The 16,996-nt window shown below is 51.7% G+C and carries 12 protein-coding genes; all 12 read right to left on the reverse strand.

The window, feature by feature from the left end:
* Window positions 1-660: 660 nt before the first annotated feature.
* Window positions 661-1,014 (reverse strand): 50S ribosomal protein L19, encoded by a 354-nt coding sequence (gene rplS / locus JIN82_RS11190; protein ID WP_200311736.1) that lies wholly within the window; start codon window positions 1,012-1,014, stop codon window positions 661-663.
* Between the two features lie 114 nt (window positions 1,015-1,128).
* Window positions 1,129-2,967 carry an esterase/lipase family protein gene (locus JIN82_RS11195; RefSeq protein ID WP_200311737.1) on the reverse strand — a complete coding sequence of 613 codons (1,839 nt, stop codon included), beginning with the start codon at window positions 2,965-2,967 and terminating at the stop codon, window positions 1,129-1,131.
* 20 nt (window positions 2,968-2,987) lie between these two features.
* Window positions 2,988-5,738 carry a VWA domain-containing protein gene (locus tag JIN82_RS11200; RefSeq protein ID WP_200311738.1) on the reverse strand — a complete coding sequence of 917 codons (2,751 nt, stop codon included), beginning with the start codon at window positions 5,736-5,738 and terminating at the stop codon, window positions 2,988-2,990.
* 5 nt (window positions 5,739-5,743) lie between these two features.
* A complete protein-coding gene (locus tag JIN82_RS11205; protein WP_200311739.1) occupies window positions 5,744-7,504 on the reverse strand; it encodes a BatA domain-containing protein in 1,761 nt (586 codons plus the stop codon).
* 6 nt (window positions 7,505-7,510) lie between these two features.
* Window positions 7,511-8,413, reverse strand: coding sequence for a DUF58 domain-containing protein (locus JIN82_RS11210; protein WP_200311740.1), 903 nt, complete (start codon window positions 8,411-8,413; stop codon window positions 7,511-7,513).
* A gap of 3 nt (window positions 8,414-8,416) precedes the next feature.
* A complete protein-coding gene (locus tag JIN82_RS11215) occupies window positions 8,417-9,862 on the reverse strand; it encodes a hypothetical protein (RefSeq protein ID WP_200311741.1) in 1,446 nt (481 codons plus the stop codon).
* Window positions 9,863-9,875: 13 nt separating this feature from the next.
* Complete coding sequence (locus JIN82_RS11220; protein ID WP_200311742.1) at window positions 9,876-10,856, reverse strand: ABC transporter ATP-binding protein; 981 nt, start codon at window positions 10,854-10,856, stop codon at window positions 9,876-9,878.
* Window position 10,857: 1 nt separating this feature from the next.
* Window positions 10,858-12,696: a hypothetical protein gene (locus JIN82_RS11225; RefSeq protein ID WP_200311743.1), complete on the reverse strand. Its 1,839-nt coding sequence runs from the start codon at window positions 12,694-12,696 to the stop codon at window positions 10,858-10,860.
* A gap of 151 nt (window positions 12,697-12,847) precedes the next feature.
* Entirely contained in the window at window positions 12,848-13,552 is a 705-nt protein-coding gene (locus JIN82_RS11230) for a L,D-transpeptidase (RefSeq protein ID WP_200311744.1), read from the reverse strand.
* Window positions 13,553-13,603: 51 nt separating this feature from the next.
* On the reverse strand, window positions 13,604-14,047 hold the full coding sequence (locus tag JIN82_RS11235; protein WP_200311745.1) for a hypothetical protein: 444 nt from the start codon (window positions 14,045-14,047) through the stop codon (window positions 13,604-13,606).
* Between the two features lie 61 nt (window positions 14,048-14,108).
* Complete coding sequence (locus JIN82_RS11240; RefSeq protein WP_200311746.1) at window positions 14,109-15,692, reverse strand: cell division protein FtsZ; 1,584 nt, start codon at window positions 15,690-15,692, stop codon at window positions 14,109-14,111.
* Window positions 15,693-15,723: 31 nt separating this feature from the next.
* Window positions 15,724-16,950, reverse strand: a complete 1,227-nt coding sequence (gene ftsA / locus JIN82_RS11245) for a cell division protein FtsA (protein ID WP_200311747.1) — start codon at window positions 16,948-16,950, stop codon at window positions 15,724-15,726.
* Window positions 16,951-16,996 lie beyond the last annotated feature (46 nt).

Raw genomic sequence — 16,996 nt, forward strand, 5'->3', positions numbered from 1 at the left:
CCTTAAGCGCAGCGAGCTGTGGCGCTCTTTCAGAGCTTTTCCTGCTGGCTGGCGATTTACCTTGGGTTGCGTTGCCCCTATGGGGCGGCCTTACCCAAGGCTAGGCTGTTTCACGCCCTTGGCGTTTATCGGAAAGATAGCGAACCTTAGGCCGCAGGCCGTACTTGCAACGAAGTGGACCTGCACCCCGCGGCTAGCGGGAGACCTTAAGCGCGGCGAGTTGTGGCGCTCTTTCAGAGCTTTTCCTGCTGGCTGGCGATTTACCTTGGGTTGCGTTGCCCCTATGGGGCGGCCTTACCCAAGGCTAGGCTGTTTCACGCCCTTGGCGTTTATCGGAAAGATGGCGAACCTTAGGGCGCGGGCCGTACCTGCAACGAAGTGGACCTTAGGCCGTACCTGCAGCGTAGCGAACCTTCATCCCGCGCCAGCGGGAGAACCTTAAGCGCAGCGGACCTTAGGCCGCAGGCCGTACCTGCAACGAAGTGGACCTGCATCCAGCGCCAGCGGGAGACCTTAAGCGCAGCGAACCATAGGTTGCAGGTCGAACCTTTTTCTGCGTCGTACTGGTCTGAAAACTGAAAACTTGTATCTGAAAACTAAAAAAAAGCCCCACCGGGATGAACCGGTGAGGCTTTTAGAAAATCAGATGGTCTGGAAGGATTACTTGTTACCTTCAGCTGCCTTAACGAGAAGCGCACGCTTACCAACACGGTCACGAAGGTAGTTGAGCTTAGCACGACGTACTTTGCCCTGACGAGTTACTTCGATCTTGCTGATACGTGGTGTGTGAACTGGGAATGAACGCTCAACGCCTTCGCCAGATGCGATCTTACGAACGGTGAATGCAGCGTTTACGCCAGACCCGCGCTTAGCGATGCAGAGACCTGCGAAAATCTGAGTACGCTCTTTGCCGCCTTCGACAACGCGTGTGTGCACCTTAAGAGAATCTCCTACGTTGAAATTAGCAACGTCTTCCTTAAGTTGCTCCTTTTCGATTTTATCAATGATATTCATATCGGCCTTCTGTTTAAAAATTTCTACAAAATGCACGTAGTGCATTGTGCGGGGCGGAGAGCTAATAGATAATGGCAGATGATGCAACAGTTTTTTTGCTTTTTAGCCAATTTTTCACTCTCTTCCCAGTGATTTTAGATGTTTGTGCAAGATACGCTGGATTTCCTCACTGGTTTCCAGCTTGTCATGCACTTGGTGGTCAAAGGGTAGTATCAGCTCAGATTCCGCGCCGTCAAGACGAGATGAGCGATATGTCACCACACCGTCTGAGGCTTTAGCTAGCGGGCCTTTGCGACCGCGGTTGCCGATGATGCTGTGGTATTTCACCTCTGGGTTGAGCGGCTGTTGTAGTAGAGTTTTTAGGTAGGGGTTATTGGGTTTGAGCTTGGTGATGCTGGTTGGTTTTTCGTCAGCGGCGGTGATGGCTTGGCCAATTTCATTCAAATCCTCGCGCAGTGAGTCCATCTGCAGGGTGAGCACATCCTTAGGCACAGCAATGATCTGTGAGGCGGTGCGGCCTAGCCAGTCGCTCGCCAGCTTGCTGCCACGGTGGGGAGTGGCGATGAAGATCACGCGTGAGGCGGCATCGATGCTTGGTGGATTAAAGAACGCTTGAACTTTTTCCATCGCCTCAGCATCGCTATGGCTGCGGAATTCCTCCAGTGAGATATCGGAAAGCTTTTGCCATAGCTTTTTGTCAAAGCGGCGAATCTGCGCGTTGGCTACTAGCCCGCCCATGCTGTGGCCAATCAGCACCATGTTCTGGCTAGCTTCGTGGTCACCACGGCTGCGGCAGTACGCCTGTAGCCGCTGCAGCTCCATACGCAGGTGGCCAGATGGCAGCGCCGGTGGCTGGCCAGTGGGGTAGAAAAAATAATACGCTTGGAAGTTTTTGCGCAAGAGTGGGTCTGCCATCACCTCATTGACGGTATTGGCCCAAGCCGCAGGGCTGGAGATGAGCCCGTGAATGAAGACAATGGGGATTTTCCCTTCACTATAAGGAGTGCCTGAGTAGAGGCCTTCGCGCTCGAGGTATTTTTCACCATTGATCGCCGCATCTAGCCCGGTGCTCAGGTTGCCTACATGGGAAAATGATGCCGCCAGCGCAGTCGTATAATCTGCCGTCAGCGGGTAGGTTTTGCCGCGCCAGCTGATTTCTTCTTCATCGCGCAAGTTGGTGATGGCGATGGATGCCTTGCCGCCAGCTTTAAATTCTATCAGCGCGTTGATAGGCACGTGCAGGCCGATGTCTGGCATGAATGGATCTTCCGCTAGCCGATCTTCGGCGTAAAAGCGCTGACCCACCATAGGCGCGCCGTAGCCGTCAAAGTGTACGTCCGAGCGCATGAACAGGTGGCTGGTTTTTTGCGATGGGATGTAGTTGTCAAAATAATCTGGCCGCAGCGTAGGGCGATGACCGCTGTATTCGTTTAGCGTGTAGCTGCCCACGGTGACGGATTTACCATCAGTGGGGAGTTGTTTCTGGTGGGCGAGCCGGTCGACAGTTTGGCTCACTGCTTCGCGGTACAAATTTTTCGCTAGCTGGAATTGTTTATCGTCCGCCGCTAACGACTGGTCGAGGATGGGCCACAGAGATTCGCCTGCTTTGAGGTAAAATTCTACCACCTTATCGTTAGTGTACAGGTAGTCGTGCTGGGCTGAGCGGATTCTATATTCCGCCACCGCAATGCGTTCCTCAGGCGTGTGAGCTAATGTCTGCCCACTGCGCCTCATCTTCGCCATGCTCAGCTGTGACTGGCGTGATGGTTTGTCGCTATTGAGCACGCAGCGTGGCAAGCTGCGGTAGTATTGTTTGCTCAGCTGCTCGTTTTCTTTAAATACTGGCGCGCAGCTAGATAGAGATGCCATGCTCAGGGGAAGCAAGCCTAACTTCGCCAGCTGCAGTAGTTGGCGGTTTTTGCTGTGTTTGCTAGCTTCCTTAGTTTCCCTCATGATGAAGCTCTATCTATAGATCATTTTCGTTTTTTTGCACGCGCATAACGCGACTGCCTAGAGCTAGCTGTTACGGGTGTTTCTTCTTTGGCCACGGGGGATTCCTTTGGTTTTTCTGCTGCGCGTGGTTTTTTGCTAGTTTTGGCAATCGTAGGCCGCTGGGTGATTCTAGCAAGCCAGCTGGATTTTTTCTCCTCAGCTGGCGCAGCTGCTAGTGCTGGCTTTTTACGCCATGATTTCATCCAGCTAGCTAGCTCGTTCCACTGCCAGCCAATCCTTGTTAGCAAGGCGTCTAGCAATAAAATCAAGAGCACGGCAATCGCCAAGGGGAGTCTGAGATTATCTAGCTGGCTGGTTTCTGGTCGTAGCCAGGCGTCTGATAGATCGAGTAGATCGCGCCCGCCGCTGAGCTCGCTGGCCGCTACCAGCTCGTCGCGCGCTTGTTTGTCAAATGCCCACTCGCTGCTAGTTCCCATAGTCACTGGGCCGAAGCTCAGTGCCCGCTGGCCTAGCTGGATGGCGCCGCGCAGCGTGCTACCTTCGCTCGCCTGGTGGCGGATCTGATAGTGACCGGGAGCCATGCGCTGCCAGATGATCTCAGCTGGTGGCTGGTCGTCTTCTATCACCATGATGCGCGGTGGGTTGTTAGCCAGTTCGCGTTCCCAGCTTTCTTGATCGTAAAGTAGGTCTAACTGTAGATCCGTTCCTTGTGCTTGTTGGCGCACCGCTATTCCCGGTGGCAGCTCGTCACCCATCAGCCAGCGTGTTAGCGTTTGGGTGAAATCACCATATTCATTCCAGCCTAAGGCGCTCGCTGAAAATTCTCCAGCTAGCGGGAAGCTTGTGGCCACACAGCGGCCCATGCCTCGTCTAACGTAGCTAACTAATGGCGCCGCGTATTCATCCTGGCTGATCAACATGGCCGACGCCTCGGGACGCAGGTAGGATAAATTGTAGCCGTCCACTTGCTCCAGCCAGCTCAGCTGAGATCCTGTGAGCTCGAACCATTTGCCGGTTGATAGAGTGGCCACTGGATCTTCTAGAAAGGTAGATCTAGCTACCGACACCGTCTCCTGAGCAAATAGCTGCGGGATGGTTTTGGCGTCTTCGGTGAAGAAAATCCTGCCGTCGCCACGCTTGGCAATGTCTTTGAGCAGCCAGGCGTCGCTGTCTTTATCCGTGCCTAAGCCGATGACTGAAATGGTCACGTCAGCGGCGCGCATTTCCTCGATGAGTTGTTTGTATTTGCTCGGCTGCTCGCTGTCGGCTGCATCTGAAAATAGAATCAAATGACGTGTTCCCGCTTTGGATTTTTTCAACTCTAACCAGCCAGCGTAAAGTCCGTTGTAGGTGTAGATGCCGCCACCCTCCGAGCGGATTCTGCGAATGCGTTTGGTGATGTCATCGCGGTTGCCTGCCATTCTGGTGAGAGGCACCATGCGGTGTGCCTCACTGTCCACGGCAAATACACAGATTTGATCGCGGTCGCCTAGCAGCTCGACGGCGGTAGTAGCGCCGCGGTTAGCTAGATCCATCTTCGTACCTCCAGCTACACGCATAGCCATCGAGCCAGAGCGGTCCATCACCACAGCCATGGCAACCTCTAACTTGTGGTGGTCAGATTTTAGCTCCATCGATACTGGCAATAACGCGTCGATGTCGGATTGGTAATAGCCGCCCGAGCCAAATGCGTGTTTGCCGCCCACCATCATCAGCCCGCCACCTTGCTCGCGCACGTAGAAATCTAGCGCTGCTAGAAATGGGGTGGCTATCTTGTTAGCTGGAACGTTGTTGATGATCACTGCCTTGGCGCCGCTCAAGGTACCAGCATTCAGCGTGGTGGCATTGGTTATCAGCTCGACGTCGTAGGCGAGCTTTTCTAGCGACTGAACCAGTGGGTCGTTAGTGTATTGGGAAATTAATAAAACGCGCGGGCCTCCAGCGATCTCAATCCACTTATCCTTCTGGTTGTTGCCAGTTTGTTGGTCGTTAGGTGGATAGATGCCGGCGCTGTATTGGTACGAGCCAGCAGTGGCAATGCGGTCGGTGAACTCGACTACCGCAAATCCATCTTTTACTTCGACATCAGATTTGGCAATCGTCTGGCCATTGCGCTTCAGTTCCAATGGCACCGCTAAGTTTTGTTCACCTCTAACGATGATTTCTATAACGTAGGGTTCATTTACCTGCACTTTGTCGGGCAGGCTCAGTTTTGCCAGCTGGAAGTCGTTGGGGAATTCTTTTCCTAGCATTCTGTAGTCTAGCGGAATTTCCGCCAGCTGAAGTTTGCTCGCCACGTTGGTGATAGATTCGGTGGCATAACCATCGGTCATCAACAAGACGCGGTTGGCTCGCTCTGGATCTGCCAAAGCCAGCACATTTTCCAGCGCTAGAGCTGTTTTGGTGAGGTTTTTTTTGCCGGTATACGATTGTCTATCAGATCCAGCTAGATGCAGTTCTACTTCCTCGCCGTATTGGATAAGGTGAAGTTTATCGTGGCGTGATGGTTTTTTCTGCTCGAGAATTTTCACCCATTCTTGGACGCTCGGCCCGCTCAGTTGGTCGGCTGATTCTGAGCGATCGACCACTAACCAAAGGTCTAGCGATTTTTGCCCTTGCTGCACCATTGGGTCGGTTAACCACAGGACTCCTAGCAGCAGAATGACCACTCGCAGTGGCTGCCACAAGCGCATGGATTTCCACATCCATGCGATTACCACGAGCGCGGGGATAAGGATGAGCCATTCTGGTGATGTAAAGGTGATAGGCATCTCTGTTAGCTAGGGTTGGTTTTGGCATCGAGTTTCCAGCTGAGCAATAATAAGCCCATGGCAAGGATCAGCCACAGCTGCCACCACGGATCGTCGTAGTGGTGTTGGCTGCTCAGCTGGCTGTGGCGTGTGCTTTGCTGGTAGCGTGTGGTGGAGCGGGAAAAATCAGCCTCGCGAGTATCGGCAAAGTTAGCTGCAGAGCGCAGCCAAACTTCATCGCCGCGGTGGATTTGATACCACCCCGCTTCAGCTGGCGCGTGTGCATTGCTGGTCGATACCGGCTGGCTTGAGACAATAGATCTGTCTAACTTTAGCTGGCTGAGTGTCAGCTGGTCGCTACTCGGTGGATAGATATCGAGCGCCTGCAGCAGCTCGCTTTGGTATTGTTCGAGCCCGCGTTTGTTCTGGCGGATCTGATCGCAGTAGCGCATCAGCATGATGGCAAAGGCGGGTTGCTGTAGCGCGTTTGACTGCGTGAGGTTGAAGTGGATTGTTAGCTGGCTGGATTGTTCTAGCTGGCGCAGGGAGATTAACGGTCTATCAGCTTGCCAGAGGAGTACTTTGTCGTCGGCATGCAGTGCTGGGTGTGGCACGTCCATGACGAGTAGTGATTGCCAATTTAGCCTATCAGTGAGCGGGTTCGGTTCGGCAACGATAGAGCCAACTAACCAGCTGGAATCGTCTAGGCCAACTGGTGCGCTGAGCATGCGGTGGGAATGTGGTGGTAGCTCATCTGCCTCGGTGTGGTGAGCGAGGATTAAGTCGGCTGATTCGTGCTGCCCCGTCAGTGATGTATGGGCAAAGCTGGTGCCTAACTTGCTAGCTAGTTGGTCTAGCCCGGCTGCTGTCTTGTCGCTGGCAATGGTGAGTTCTTTGGCAACTGGCCTTACTAGATAGAAAACATCATCGGCGGCAAAATGGTCGGGGCTGAGCTCAAGCACGGCAAATTCCTCTCCAGCTGGAAATAGACCAGTTAGGTTAGCTGTGGATAAGGGCGCTAGCTCGATCACTTGCGGCTGGCTAGCTCCCTGAGAGGTGATGATTCGCCACTGCCGTTGAGTGGCTATAGAAGTATGGTTTTTTACCAAGGCTTTCCACATGAGTCCGTCGGCGCTTGTCTGATAGTCAATGCCTGTGATGCCGACGTTATTGATGGGGTAGCCGATGCTGAGCTCTGCAGCATCGAAAGGTAGTGTTTGGCGGCTCGGCGTATCAGTGAGGTAACAAACGGCACCCTGTGGACCTGCTAGGCTGCGCGCTAGCTGCAGTGATTGGTTAGGCGAAACGGCACCGGTGGCACTTTGGTTTTCGCTGATAGCTAGCGTCGCAGCCTCGATGTCATTGCCGTAATAGATGCGGGGAAGTCGGTGGTCGCTTGGCAGTACCCAGATTTCCGCGTGTGGTGCCACGCCCTTGAGGTCGGCCATCATTTTGCCAACAGGTTCAGGCATGGATTTTTTGAATGCCTGCATCGATGCCGAACTATCAACCACAATGGCAATGCGCTGGCTGGAATTTGATGCCAAATAGCGCGGTTGGACAATCAGCCAAGTAATCAATAGAATGGCTAGAATCTGCAGCAATAGGGGAATGGAGAGAATGAGTCTATCAAAACGGCGACCTTTGGCTGAGACGTAAGCCGCTTGGTTTAACAGAAACAAGGTGCTGGTCGCATAGGTCTTGCTCTTGCGCTGGAGAAAATGAATCGCCAGCAAGGCTGGAATAGCCAGTAGGGCAAAAAATCCATATGGGTTAGCAAATTGCATGATCGGTTAGCTGTTGGTGCTCAGCGCTTGTTTGGGTAGTGCTTGTAGCTGCAGCGATTCTATCAATGAGAGCTCAGCTGGGATTCTAGCAAGCGGTGCTTGAAATTTCTGCGCGCACTGCTGCCACAAACTAAAGTGGTTGTTATAGGCAGTTTTGTAGGCATCGAGCTGTTTGGGATTAATATGCACCTGATGGTCACGCCCTTGCTCAGTATCTTTGAGGTTGCAGTTACCGCGCCAGGCTGGGTTTTCTTCCTCGCTGCAGTAGGGGATAAATAGGCTCATCACGCCTTGGCCGCGCGCTAGCTGATGCAGCCAGCTGGTTGGGTCGCCTAAGTACAATCCGTCAGTCAGTATAAGTCGGAAGCTTTTGGCGCGTAGCGGTAAGTGGTCGACGCGTGGTAAGCTCGGTCCATCAGCCTCGGCTGTTTTTTTCTGCTTGCTAGAAAAGTTAGCTACTTTTTCGAACCATGCGTGAGAGGCTAATTGGTCGCGCTCCACTCTGAGATGGTGGTCACCGTGTAGCAGGTAGATCTGTACCGCCGAGCCAGATTTTTCAGCCAGTGCGTGAAGTAGGTAAATCATCTCGCAGCTACGCATGGCTTTCTGCTTGGTTAGAAACATCGACGGGGTGACGTCCACGATTAGCTCTACCAGCGGGCGCACTTCCTCGCGGTAAAGTTTCATGGTGTAGCTGCCATTGCGCGCGTATGCCTGCCAGTTGATGTGGCGCGGGTCATCACCGGGGTGGTAGTCGCGCTGGTCGTGAAAATCGATAGACGAGCCCGTGCCTGAGCCAGCAAATTCGCCAGCTGGCCCCGACCAATTTTTACCAGCCAGCGGCAGCGCGAGGTGCTGGCTGGCGGCTTGAGCATTTTCTAATGCCAGCTGGAGATCGTCGATGGTCACGTGTTAGTCAGCTGAGTTAGCAATTTGTTTGAGAGCGACGCTTTCCACTTCACGGATATGTTTCCACGCTGGGATAGATTTGAACCATAGGATAATCAAATAGGTGCCTGTGACGAGGCAGCTAATGACCAGCTGTGAGCTATCAGAGACAGTATTATCAAAACTGAGAGCCAGTGCGCCAACTGGCAGCCAACAGAATAATAAGAGCACATCATCAGAGGTGGTGGCAGCCATGATGCCTAGCAGAATCATAAAACCCCAGTGGATACAGAAGATCAGTAGATAGACGGTGAATAGGTTTTTGTATTTTTTGAAAAATAGTTGGGTGATAGCAGCTGGAAAAATGAGTATGCCAAAGTAGGCGATGAAGGCTGATAGGTCTTCTGGCTGAAAACCGTAGGAAGAATTAGATAATGAGCAAATGGTTATCATTACCGGCAAGAGTAATAGTCCAATAATCGTGCAATAGAAGGTACCCGTAGCCCAACCAGGGTAGAGCAGTCGTCCTGCTAGCTGGCCAATTCTGCCACGTTTGACGAATGGTTTGCAAATGCTAGGTACCAGCTGGTGGGTACGAATGAGCGCGCTAACAAAGAGCGGGGTAATGACCGCCATGGTGCCCATGATGATGGCCTCTGGTGAAGTATTGGCGAACATCAATGAGATGCTAACAATGACAGCAGCGATAAAGCCAATGACGCGCTTGATCGTATCACGGTTCTCGGCCAGTGGAGCAATGATAGAAGTGGCAATTTCTAGCATGAGCCAGCTGGTGTAGAGGCTACCAGCAATGATGGCAATGAAGACTGCTGTGAAATCTGAATCAGTAAATGTGAGTTGTTCGATTATGTTGTTGAAAGAATAGGAATTACTAAAGGCTCCGGCAATGGAGATAAAGACGAACATGGATCCTATCAGAGGAATGATACCACGCAGCAAAATGGATGGTGTGGCGCTGAGGCCAACGGTGATGGCACTGAAAAAACCTGAGAAAACCAAGATAGTCATCAGCAATGTGAGCTCCGGCAAAATCTGCATGTTACCAAAGAAGTAACGCATGATTAGATAGGGAAGAATGGCGCTAGCTATCAGTAGCGACTGCGCTACTAACGAGATCCATTTGCCAAAAACAATAGACCAAGCTGACATGCGGGTGAGCTGCAGCATGTCTAGTGTTTTGGCTTTCAGCTCGCTGGATATCCCATTGCAACCACGCAGTGGCTGGACGATGAGCAGGCAGAATGAGAAACAGAAAAAGATCAGCTGGGAGATGTGGGTTCCAGTATCTTGTGAGCTGCTTGAGAGAGTGGCCGTTAGGAGTAAGATCAGCGAGAGGATGATCTGCAAGGTGATGAAGAGGATGAGAAATCCTTTGCCGCGCAGATCTTGGCGAAGTTCTTTGACTACTATCGGGCTGAGCCGATCTGAGAAGTCGTTAGTGAGATTCATGTAGGTAGGAAAATTAAGAGTTAGGTAGAGCTGGAGGAATTGGGTTGGCGTTCGCTTCTTCTAGCGAGCCGAGCATGTCGATGAAGGCGTCTTCGAGGTTGCGTTGCTCGCGGTGGAATTCGGTGACTTCGAGGCCATCGCGTAGCATGTTAGCGAGCACTCTAGCGGCGAGCGCCTTGTCGTCGCCCTCTACTTTAATGCGTCCGCCGTGTTTGCGAGATTCTATCAACTCGACGTATGGCGAGGTGGCTGCCCAGTCGCAGAGTGACTGTGGATCACCGAGAATTTGCACATCGTAGAGCAGTCCAGCGTCTTTGTTATTATGGTTTTTCAGCGAGTCTGAATCGCCGTGGTGGACGATTTTTCCGCTATTGATGAATAGGAGGTGGTCGCACATTTCTCCCAGTTCGGAGAGAATGTGGGAGGAAATGAGAATCGTTTTGCCTTCATCTGCTAGGAGGCGAATGAGGTGCTTGAGTTCGACTCGAGCTTTGGGATCGAGACCGGCCGCGGGCTCATCCATGATGAGAACTTCAGGGTCTTGCAGCAGCGCGCGCGCTAGGCAGAGCCGCTGAGTCATGCCTTTGGAGAGTTTGTCTGAATCCCGATCTACCAATGTATGCAGGTCGGTGAAATCCATCACCTCGTTGAGCCTCTCTTGGCGTTCTTCTCCTTTATAGCCGAGCGCCCTAGCGTAGAAATCGAGGTATTCCCACACCGTCATGTTGGAGTAGTTGCCAATGTCATCGGGCATCCAGCCGAGTTTTTTTCTCACCTCGTCTGGCCTATCCATGATGTCGATGTCACAGATTCTAACTTCACCTTCGTCTGGGTAGTCGAGAGTAGCTAGAATGCGCATGGTGGTGGTTTTACCGGCGCCGTTAGCGCCGACAAACCCACAGACTGAGCCAGCTGGGACGTCGAAGCTGATGCCGTCGACGGCTTTGAGCGCGGCAAAGTTGCGGTGCAGGTTTTTTACAGAAATGGCATTCATGTTAGTTTGTGAGTTTGGCTTTGCCGGTGATGATAGATGTTTTATCGTTCCAGCTGATTTGCTCAAAGCTAGAGATGAATGGTGGCTGGTCGCTGAGCGCAAAGAACCTTTCGTTCTGGCTGCTTAGTAGCTGGATGCGATCACGTAATGTTTCCGAGTAGGCTTTTTGATTGTTAGCTAGGAAGGTTTCAAATTTCTGATTGTGTTCGTCTTTGCTCAGCTGTGTTAGTTTGCCAGGGGTGAGTGATTTTGCCCACCAGACTTGTCCCTCTGCATCGCGGTAGCAAAACTCATTGAGCACCTTGTCGAATGATGAGGTGGCAGCTGGCTGGCCATTGTTGTGGCTGAGCTCAACTTTCGCACGGGTCGGCATTTGCTGTTCGAGATAGAATCCCAGGTCGCTGCGTGAGAGTAACCAATCCCCACTGAGTTGTTTGCCATTTTCACTATCAGCATACTTGAGCCGCAGCGAGGATTCATTCATCGATGAGACTCGAGTCCAATCTGAGACTGGCATCTTGATAGGGCTGATGAAGACGTCGTCGGCTATTTCGCCGCGCGCTTCAACTAGCACGCCAGCTCGCAAACATTGATCTTGTTGGATAATGAATTGGTGGTTGGCTGGATCGACTTCTACTAAGGCTACACGGGCTCCTTTGCCGTTGATGCCATCGATGATTAGAATCAGTGCGATCATTAACAAGCTGGCAATGATGGAGATGGCTGGTGTGGTAATGAAGAGGCGGTGACGTTTGCCTTTTTTGGCAAAGCAGAAAAAGTTGACCGGACCAACGATTAGAGCAAAGAGAACTAGGATGATAACAAAAAACTCTACGAAGCTGGATTTGACACCAAGTGAGCGGTACAGGCTCCAGTCGTGGCTAGTGCGCCCGTTAGCCAGCTGAGTCGACTGCGTGTTGTCTGCTAGGTCGCTCATGGACATGACCAAGTCGGCTTTGTTTTTGATGCTAGAGGTTGAGTTTAGCTGATAGAACTGGATGGTGCCCATGCCCAGCGCGGTGCTGCCTTTGTGTTTGAGTTCCGCTGGCTCAGTGGTGACATTGAATAGCTGCGATGTAGTTAGGCTGCTAGCTGAGTCGCATATGGTTAGCTGGCCACCTTGCTCCACCCAACGCTGAATGGTTTTCTGTGAGGTCGCTGGAGTTTTGCGCCATTCATCGAGCGAGATGAGCATGGCATTAAAACCTGAGTAGATTCGCCAGTCGCTAGGTAATTCCTCGGCGATGAAGGTGCCGGCAAATTTATCGTAGCTGGAGTGCCCCCTAGAGCTAGATTTCGTTAGGTAGGTGACTAGTTCAGATTCTAACTTGCTTAAGTTGTTAACCGACAGCTGATTACTAATGAGGGCTGAGGGCCAATTGTTTTCCTGGGGCATTGAGCTCATTGATCCTTGTTGCTTGCGCTCACCTGAAGCGTAGACGTCAAGCTTTAGAGCGGTGCCGTTAGAGTAGCTGCTGTAGCTTCTGATGCTTGAGCTTAATAGTGAGACTAAGGGCACACTGAGCTCGTAACGTTGTTTGGCGCCAGCTGGGCAGCTAAGGTTATAGCTAGATTCAACGATACTATCCTTAGAATCAAAGCTGTCAGTCCTGTGGATGGAGCGGAATGCAAAGTTCCAGCTGCGTTCGCGGTTGCTGCCATTGCTGAGCTCAACCACGATGGGCGCGTGACCACTAGCAGGGAGGATGTCGAATTTGTTAGTCACTGTGACGGTGCAAAGCCCGTTGCTTTCGCTGTAGTCGATTATTCGTTCTTGCGCTGAGGCCGTTAGCCAGCTCAGAGCCAGAATGACCGACAGAAAATTGATTAGAGATCTCATCTTGCTAGTGAGATTAGTTGATAGATTGACTGTGACAATTACAGAAATGAGAAATTTCTCTCATGTCTCCAGCTGGCTAGAATTTCTATCAAGACAAAAAAATAGCCCATGCCGTGAGTCGGCATGGGCTAGAAATATGGTAATGATTAGATTACTGGAATTTCACAGGTTTGTGATCTGTGAAGATGTTGTTCTTCAGCATTTCCTGTGGGTAGTAATCTGGCAGTGGACCCGCATCTGGAGGACGTGGAATGTTGCGGCCAATAGTCGCGTCTTCAGGCTGCGAGTAGGCGATGTTGATAGGAGTGCCGCTCTTCACTAGGGCAAAGAACTTAGGCGCTACGTTGACATGCAGGCGGATACATCCGTGGGTGCATGGACGATCTTTCATCCAACCAGCATGGATACCATAGGCTGGGGTGAACTCTACCCAGTATGGCATAGGTGTTCCTTTGAATTTCCAGCCAGCTGGCTTTTTCGCAAGGTAAGTTTGGCGGATTTGGCCACTGTCGGTATAGGCGAAACCGTGAGTGTTAGCACGACGGTAGTGTTCCTTGTTAAAGGCACGGAAGTTACCTCTAGGTGTCGGTGTTCCAGCTTTGCCCACACTAGCTGGTGCTATGAGGAGTGGTTCATTGCCTTCCATTACGTAGACCATCTGGTTTTTAAGTGAGATCTTAACGCGAACATTGTTCGGGTTAGATGGTTTTTTAGCAGGTCTGTCGTAAGAGAAGTAGCGTGCTGAAGCTCCACCACCTGGGTGAGTTGATGGTTTGAACGAGCTGCCACCCGTTGAATCACATGAGGTGAAGCAGATGGCTGTTAGTCCGGCGAGGATTAGGGATAGGTATTTCATAGACAAGCGGTATTGTATTGTGTTTGTGGGGGCTTGGTGAAATATTTTGTATTACTCAGCTGGTTGCTGCATTTTTTCCCAGCGTGCGACTTTGTCGTTGGTTAGGAATACGGAAGCTGATTTGTAGGGGATGTAGGTGACTTCAGGAGTGGGCCCACCGTAGCTGCCGACGCCGTAATAGCCGCGTGGGTAGTATCCGTAGCCCCAGTAGTTCCAAGTATAGACAGGCTTAAGGTTGGTGTAATCCCAGCGGACAAATGGGGTATTTCCTTTTTGTCCTTCGCTTTTGGTAGCTGGAGCGCCCCATGCGAGGAAAACGCCGCCGCTTGGCATGCCATTGGAGATGTGTCCTTGGGCGACTTGTTCTTTCTGAGAATCGCTGAGGCTATTGTAGATCTCAGGGTGTTTGGCGATTCTAGATTCGGGGGTTTGTGGTGCGCAGTTGGCTAGCAAAAGCGCGAGCGGAGCAAGCAGGAAGAAGAGTATATTTTTCATGTTGGCTAAAGTTAGTTAAATGAATGTATACCCTGATCTTCCGCTTGTCGCACCATTAGATTTACTTTTTTTTGCGAAGGAATGGAGGGATGTCGAGGTCCTCACCGTCGTAGAGGTTTGGTTTCTCGCCTTCGAATTTACCTTTTGGTCCACCGTCGAGCTCAAGTTCAGCTTGGTCAGGAGAAACGGCTGGTTTGGCTGGGTCAACTGGATCCGCTGAGCTATCAGGGAGTTCGATTTCATCACTGACCTCCTCTTTTACTGGAGGTAGATCGGCTTCGTTGATTGGTGCAAAAATTGAATCAGATACTTTGTCTTCATCTTTCTCGCTTGGTGTAGACCACTCGGCGATAGCGACTTCAGGTTTCTCCTCATCGCTTGAAGAAGTGAGGTCTTCAAAAACTGGTGCGTTGAGGCGAACGATGTCATCATCGTTAGAAGGTGTTTCAGTTAGTCCGCCTTCGATAGTTTGATTGAGCAGATCTAGCGGGTTTTCACTTTCTTCACTAGCTGGAGTGATGCTGCCAAAGTCTGGTGTTGGAGTGCTTTCCTGAGGAGTCACTTCAGCTGGTGTTGAGGCAACTGGCTCAGCGATAGCTGGGCTAGGAACTACTTGGGCAACTGGCTCGAGCTTTGGCTCAGCCTGAACAACTGGCTCTGGCTTGGCATGCAGAGCAGCTTCTGGCAGCGAGCTAATGAGAGTGACGGATACATCGTCTTGCATGCTAGGGTCGACGGCCACACCAAAGAGGATGTGAGCATTGTCTGGCACGTGCTTGCTGAGTGACTGCATGAGAAGCTCAACTTCGTAGAGTGATAGATTGTCACCACCGCAGATGTGAACGAGCACGGTGTCAGCGCGCTTGAGCAGAGCGCCTTTGTCTAGCAGAGGGCTGGTGAGTGCGTTTTCTAATGACTTTGTGCTGCGGTTTTCGCCAGATGCTAGACCTGAACCAAACAGGCAGCGTGAGCTGGTAGTGTTGAGAGCGGTCATCAGATCATCGAGACCGATGTTGATGATGCCTGGGCGAGAAACGATGCGTGTAACGGCCTGGATGCTCTGTGCGATCATGCGGTCAGCAGCGGAGAAGGCATCGTGGATGCCTTTGTCTGCTAGGACGAGTTCACCCATGCGCTGGTTATCAAAAGTGATGAGAGCGTTAGAAAGAACTGAGAGTTCGTTGAGTGATGTCTCAGCTTGTTCGCGGCGGCGCTTGCCTTCAAATGGGAATGGCATGGTGGCAAAAACCACCACAAATGCGCCAGCTTCACGAGCGAGGCGAGCAAGTAGCGGTGCGGCGCCTGAGCCAGTACCACCACCTAAACCTACGCAGATGAAGACGATTTTGTGATTTTTCAGAGAAGCTAGCAGCTCGTCTTGATTTTCTCTAGCAGCGTTGAGACCAACTTCAGGGTCACCACCCGCACCGAGTCCACGAGTAAGGTCGCGTCCGATCTGGATTTTCTCTTTGGCGACAGAAGTAGACAGCGAGCGCATGTCTGTATTGATGGTGAGCATGTCGATGCCACCAAAGCCGTCGAGGGCTGCGCGGTCGATGATGTTAGCGCCTGCGCCACCAATGCCTACGAGCTTGATAGCAGATTCGGGGATCGTTTGTTGCGGATCATTTTTGTAACCGATCATAATAAATTTTTAGTGTGGAGTATGTGTTAAATTAACCGAATGGCCAGATTGCTCGTCCTAATGTTCGAACAAAACGGCTGATTTTGTTGCCGCCGGTGGTTGCTTGTCGTTCGCTATCGATTAGCTGAGCGTAGCGAATGAGACCGATAGCGGTGGCGTATTGGGGAGATCTGAAGTTGGCGTGAACGCCGCTGATGTCTGGCTGATCAGCCTCGTAAACAGGGAGGTCAAAGACGCTGTTTACCAGCTGGGAAAAGCCACGCATCTGGCTGGCTCCACCAGTGAGGAAGACACCGGTGCCGACGCGGCTGAGTTCTTCTTTTGGTAGATTGTTTTTTACTAACTGGAGTGTTTCTTCCAGTCGGTAGTTGATGATGCCATTGAGTGTTTCGCGCTCGATCTCTGTTTCTGTGAAACCTTTGTCGTCGGTAACGCGGATTTTTCCCACGTTGTGAGCCGGGTTTCCGGAGGCGTCACCTTCTGTTTTTTTGACTTTCTCAGCCTCTGATAGAGGGATGCGAGTGACTAGGTGGATGTCATTGGTGACGTGCTCGCCGCCTACTGGGATGCAGCCAGAAGCCGCGATTGAGCCATTGTGATAGAGAACGTAGTCGGTGGTGCCGCCGCCCATGTCGATGACTAAGGCGCCGGAATCTTTGCCTTCGCGGTCCAGCGCCACGAGGGCTGAAGCGATAGGTGAAAATACAACATCATCCACTTCTAGCGGAATCTCACGCACGCATTTGATACTGTTTTGAATGCGTGTGCGGATGCCGTGAACGATGTGGTAGTCGACATCTAGTGTGCGCCCGTGAAGACCAACTGGGCTGACATTGTGGTCGTGGCCGTCGAGGCGGTAGTTGCGGATCAGAGAGTGGAGGTAAACGTTGTCGCTAGGAATGGATACATCTCTAGCAATTTCGGTAGCCTCGGTGACATGGCCGATGTGCACTTCCTCTTCCTCTTCTGGTAGACGGTAGGTGCCACGGTTGTTGACGCCTTTAATGTGTGATCCTGTGACCGCTAGAAATACGCTGTTAATTTCTACGTCGCTGAGGTCTTCAGCCTCCAGCAATGCGGATTTCACCCCAGCTCTAGCGAGCGGGTAATCTGAGATTTCTCCACGTCTAACCCCCGCTGAGCCATTTTCACTGACCGCAAGGATTTTGAGCGAGTCGTCGGGTTTTACCTCAGCAACGACCATGCAGGTTTTGCTGGTGCCTATTTCAAGGCCGACATGAATTTTAGACTTCGCCATAGATGTGGTATTAAAAAAGTTTTAATTATTACGTTTGGTGTGTGGA

Source organism: Persicirhabdus sediminis (assembly GCF_016595495.1).
Classification (GTDB): Bacteria; Verrucomicrobiota; Verrucomicrobiia; order Verrucomicrobiales; family Akkermansiaceae; genus Persicirhabdus; species Persicirhabdus sediminis.

Bases quoted from the DNA above. Each gene is read 5' to 3' on its own strand.
- JIN82_RS11235 (WP_200311745.1), bottom strand. From the start codon at position 14,047: ATGAAAAATATACTCTTCTTCCTGCTTGCTCCGCTCGCGCTTTTGCTA.
- ftsA (WP_200311747.1), bottom strand. From the start codon at position 16,950: ATGGCGAAGTCTAAAATTCATGTCGGCCTTGAAATAGGCACCAGCAAA.
- JIN82_RS11205 (WP_200311739.1), bottom strand. From the start codon at position 7,504: ATGCAATTTGCTAACCCATATGGATTTTTTGCCCTACTGGCTATTCCA.
- JIN82_RS11240 (WP_200311746.1), bottom strand. From the start codon at position 15,692: ATGATCGGTTACAAAAATGATCCGCAACAAACGATCCCCGAATCTGCT.
- JIN82_RS11200 (WP_200311738.1), bottom strand. From the start codon at position 5,738: ATGCCTATCACCTTTACATCACCAGAATGGCTCATCCTTATCCCCGCG.
- JIN82_RS11225 (WP_200311743.1), bottom strand. From the start codon at position 12,696: ATGAGATCTCTAATCAATTTTCTGTCGGTCATTCTGGCTCTGAGCTGG.
- JIN82_RS11195 (WP_200311737.1), bottom strand. From the start codon at position 2,967: ATGAGGGAAACTAAGGAAGCTAGCAAACACAGCAAAAACCGCCAACTA.
- JIN82_RS11220 (WP_200311742.1), bottom strand. From the start codon at position 10,856: ATGAATGCCATTTCTGTAAAAAACCTGCACCGCAACTTTGCCGCGCTC.
- JIN82_RS11215 (WP_200311741.1), bottom strand. From the start codon at position 9,862: ATGAATCTCACTAACGACTTCTCAGATCGGCTCAGCCCGATAGTAGTC.
- rplS (WP_200311736.1), bottom strand. From the start codon at position 1,014: ATGAATATCATTGATAAAATCGAAAAGGAGCAACTTAAGGAAGACGTT.
- JIN82_RS11230 (WP_200311744.1), bottom strand. From the start codon at position 13,552: ATGAAATACCTATCCCTAATCCTCGCCGGACTAACAGCCATCTGCTTC.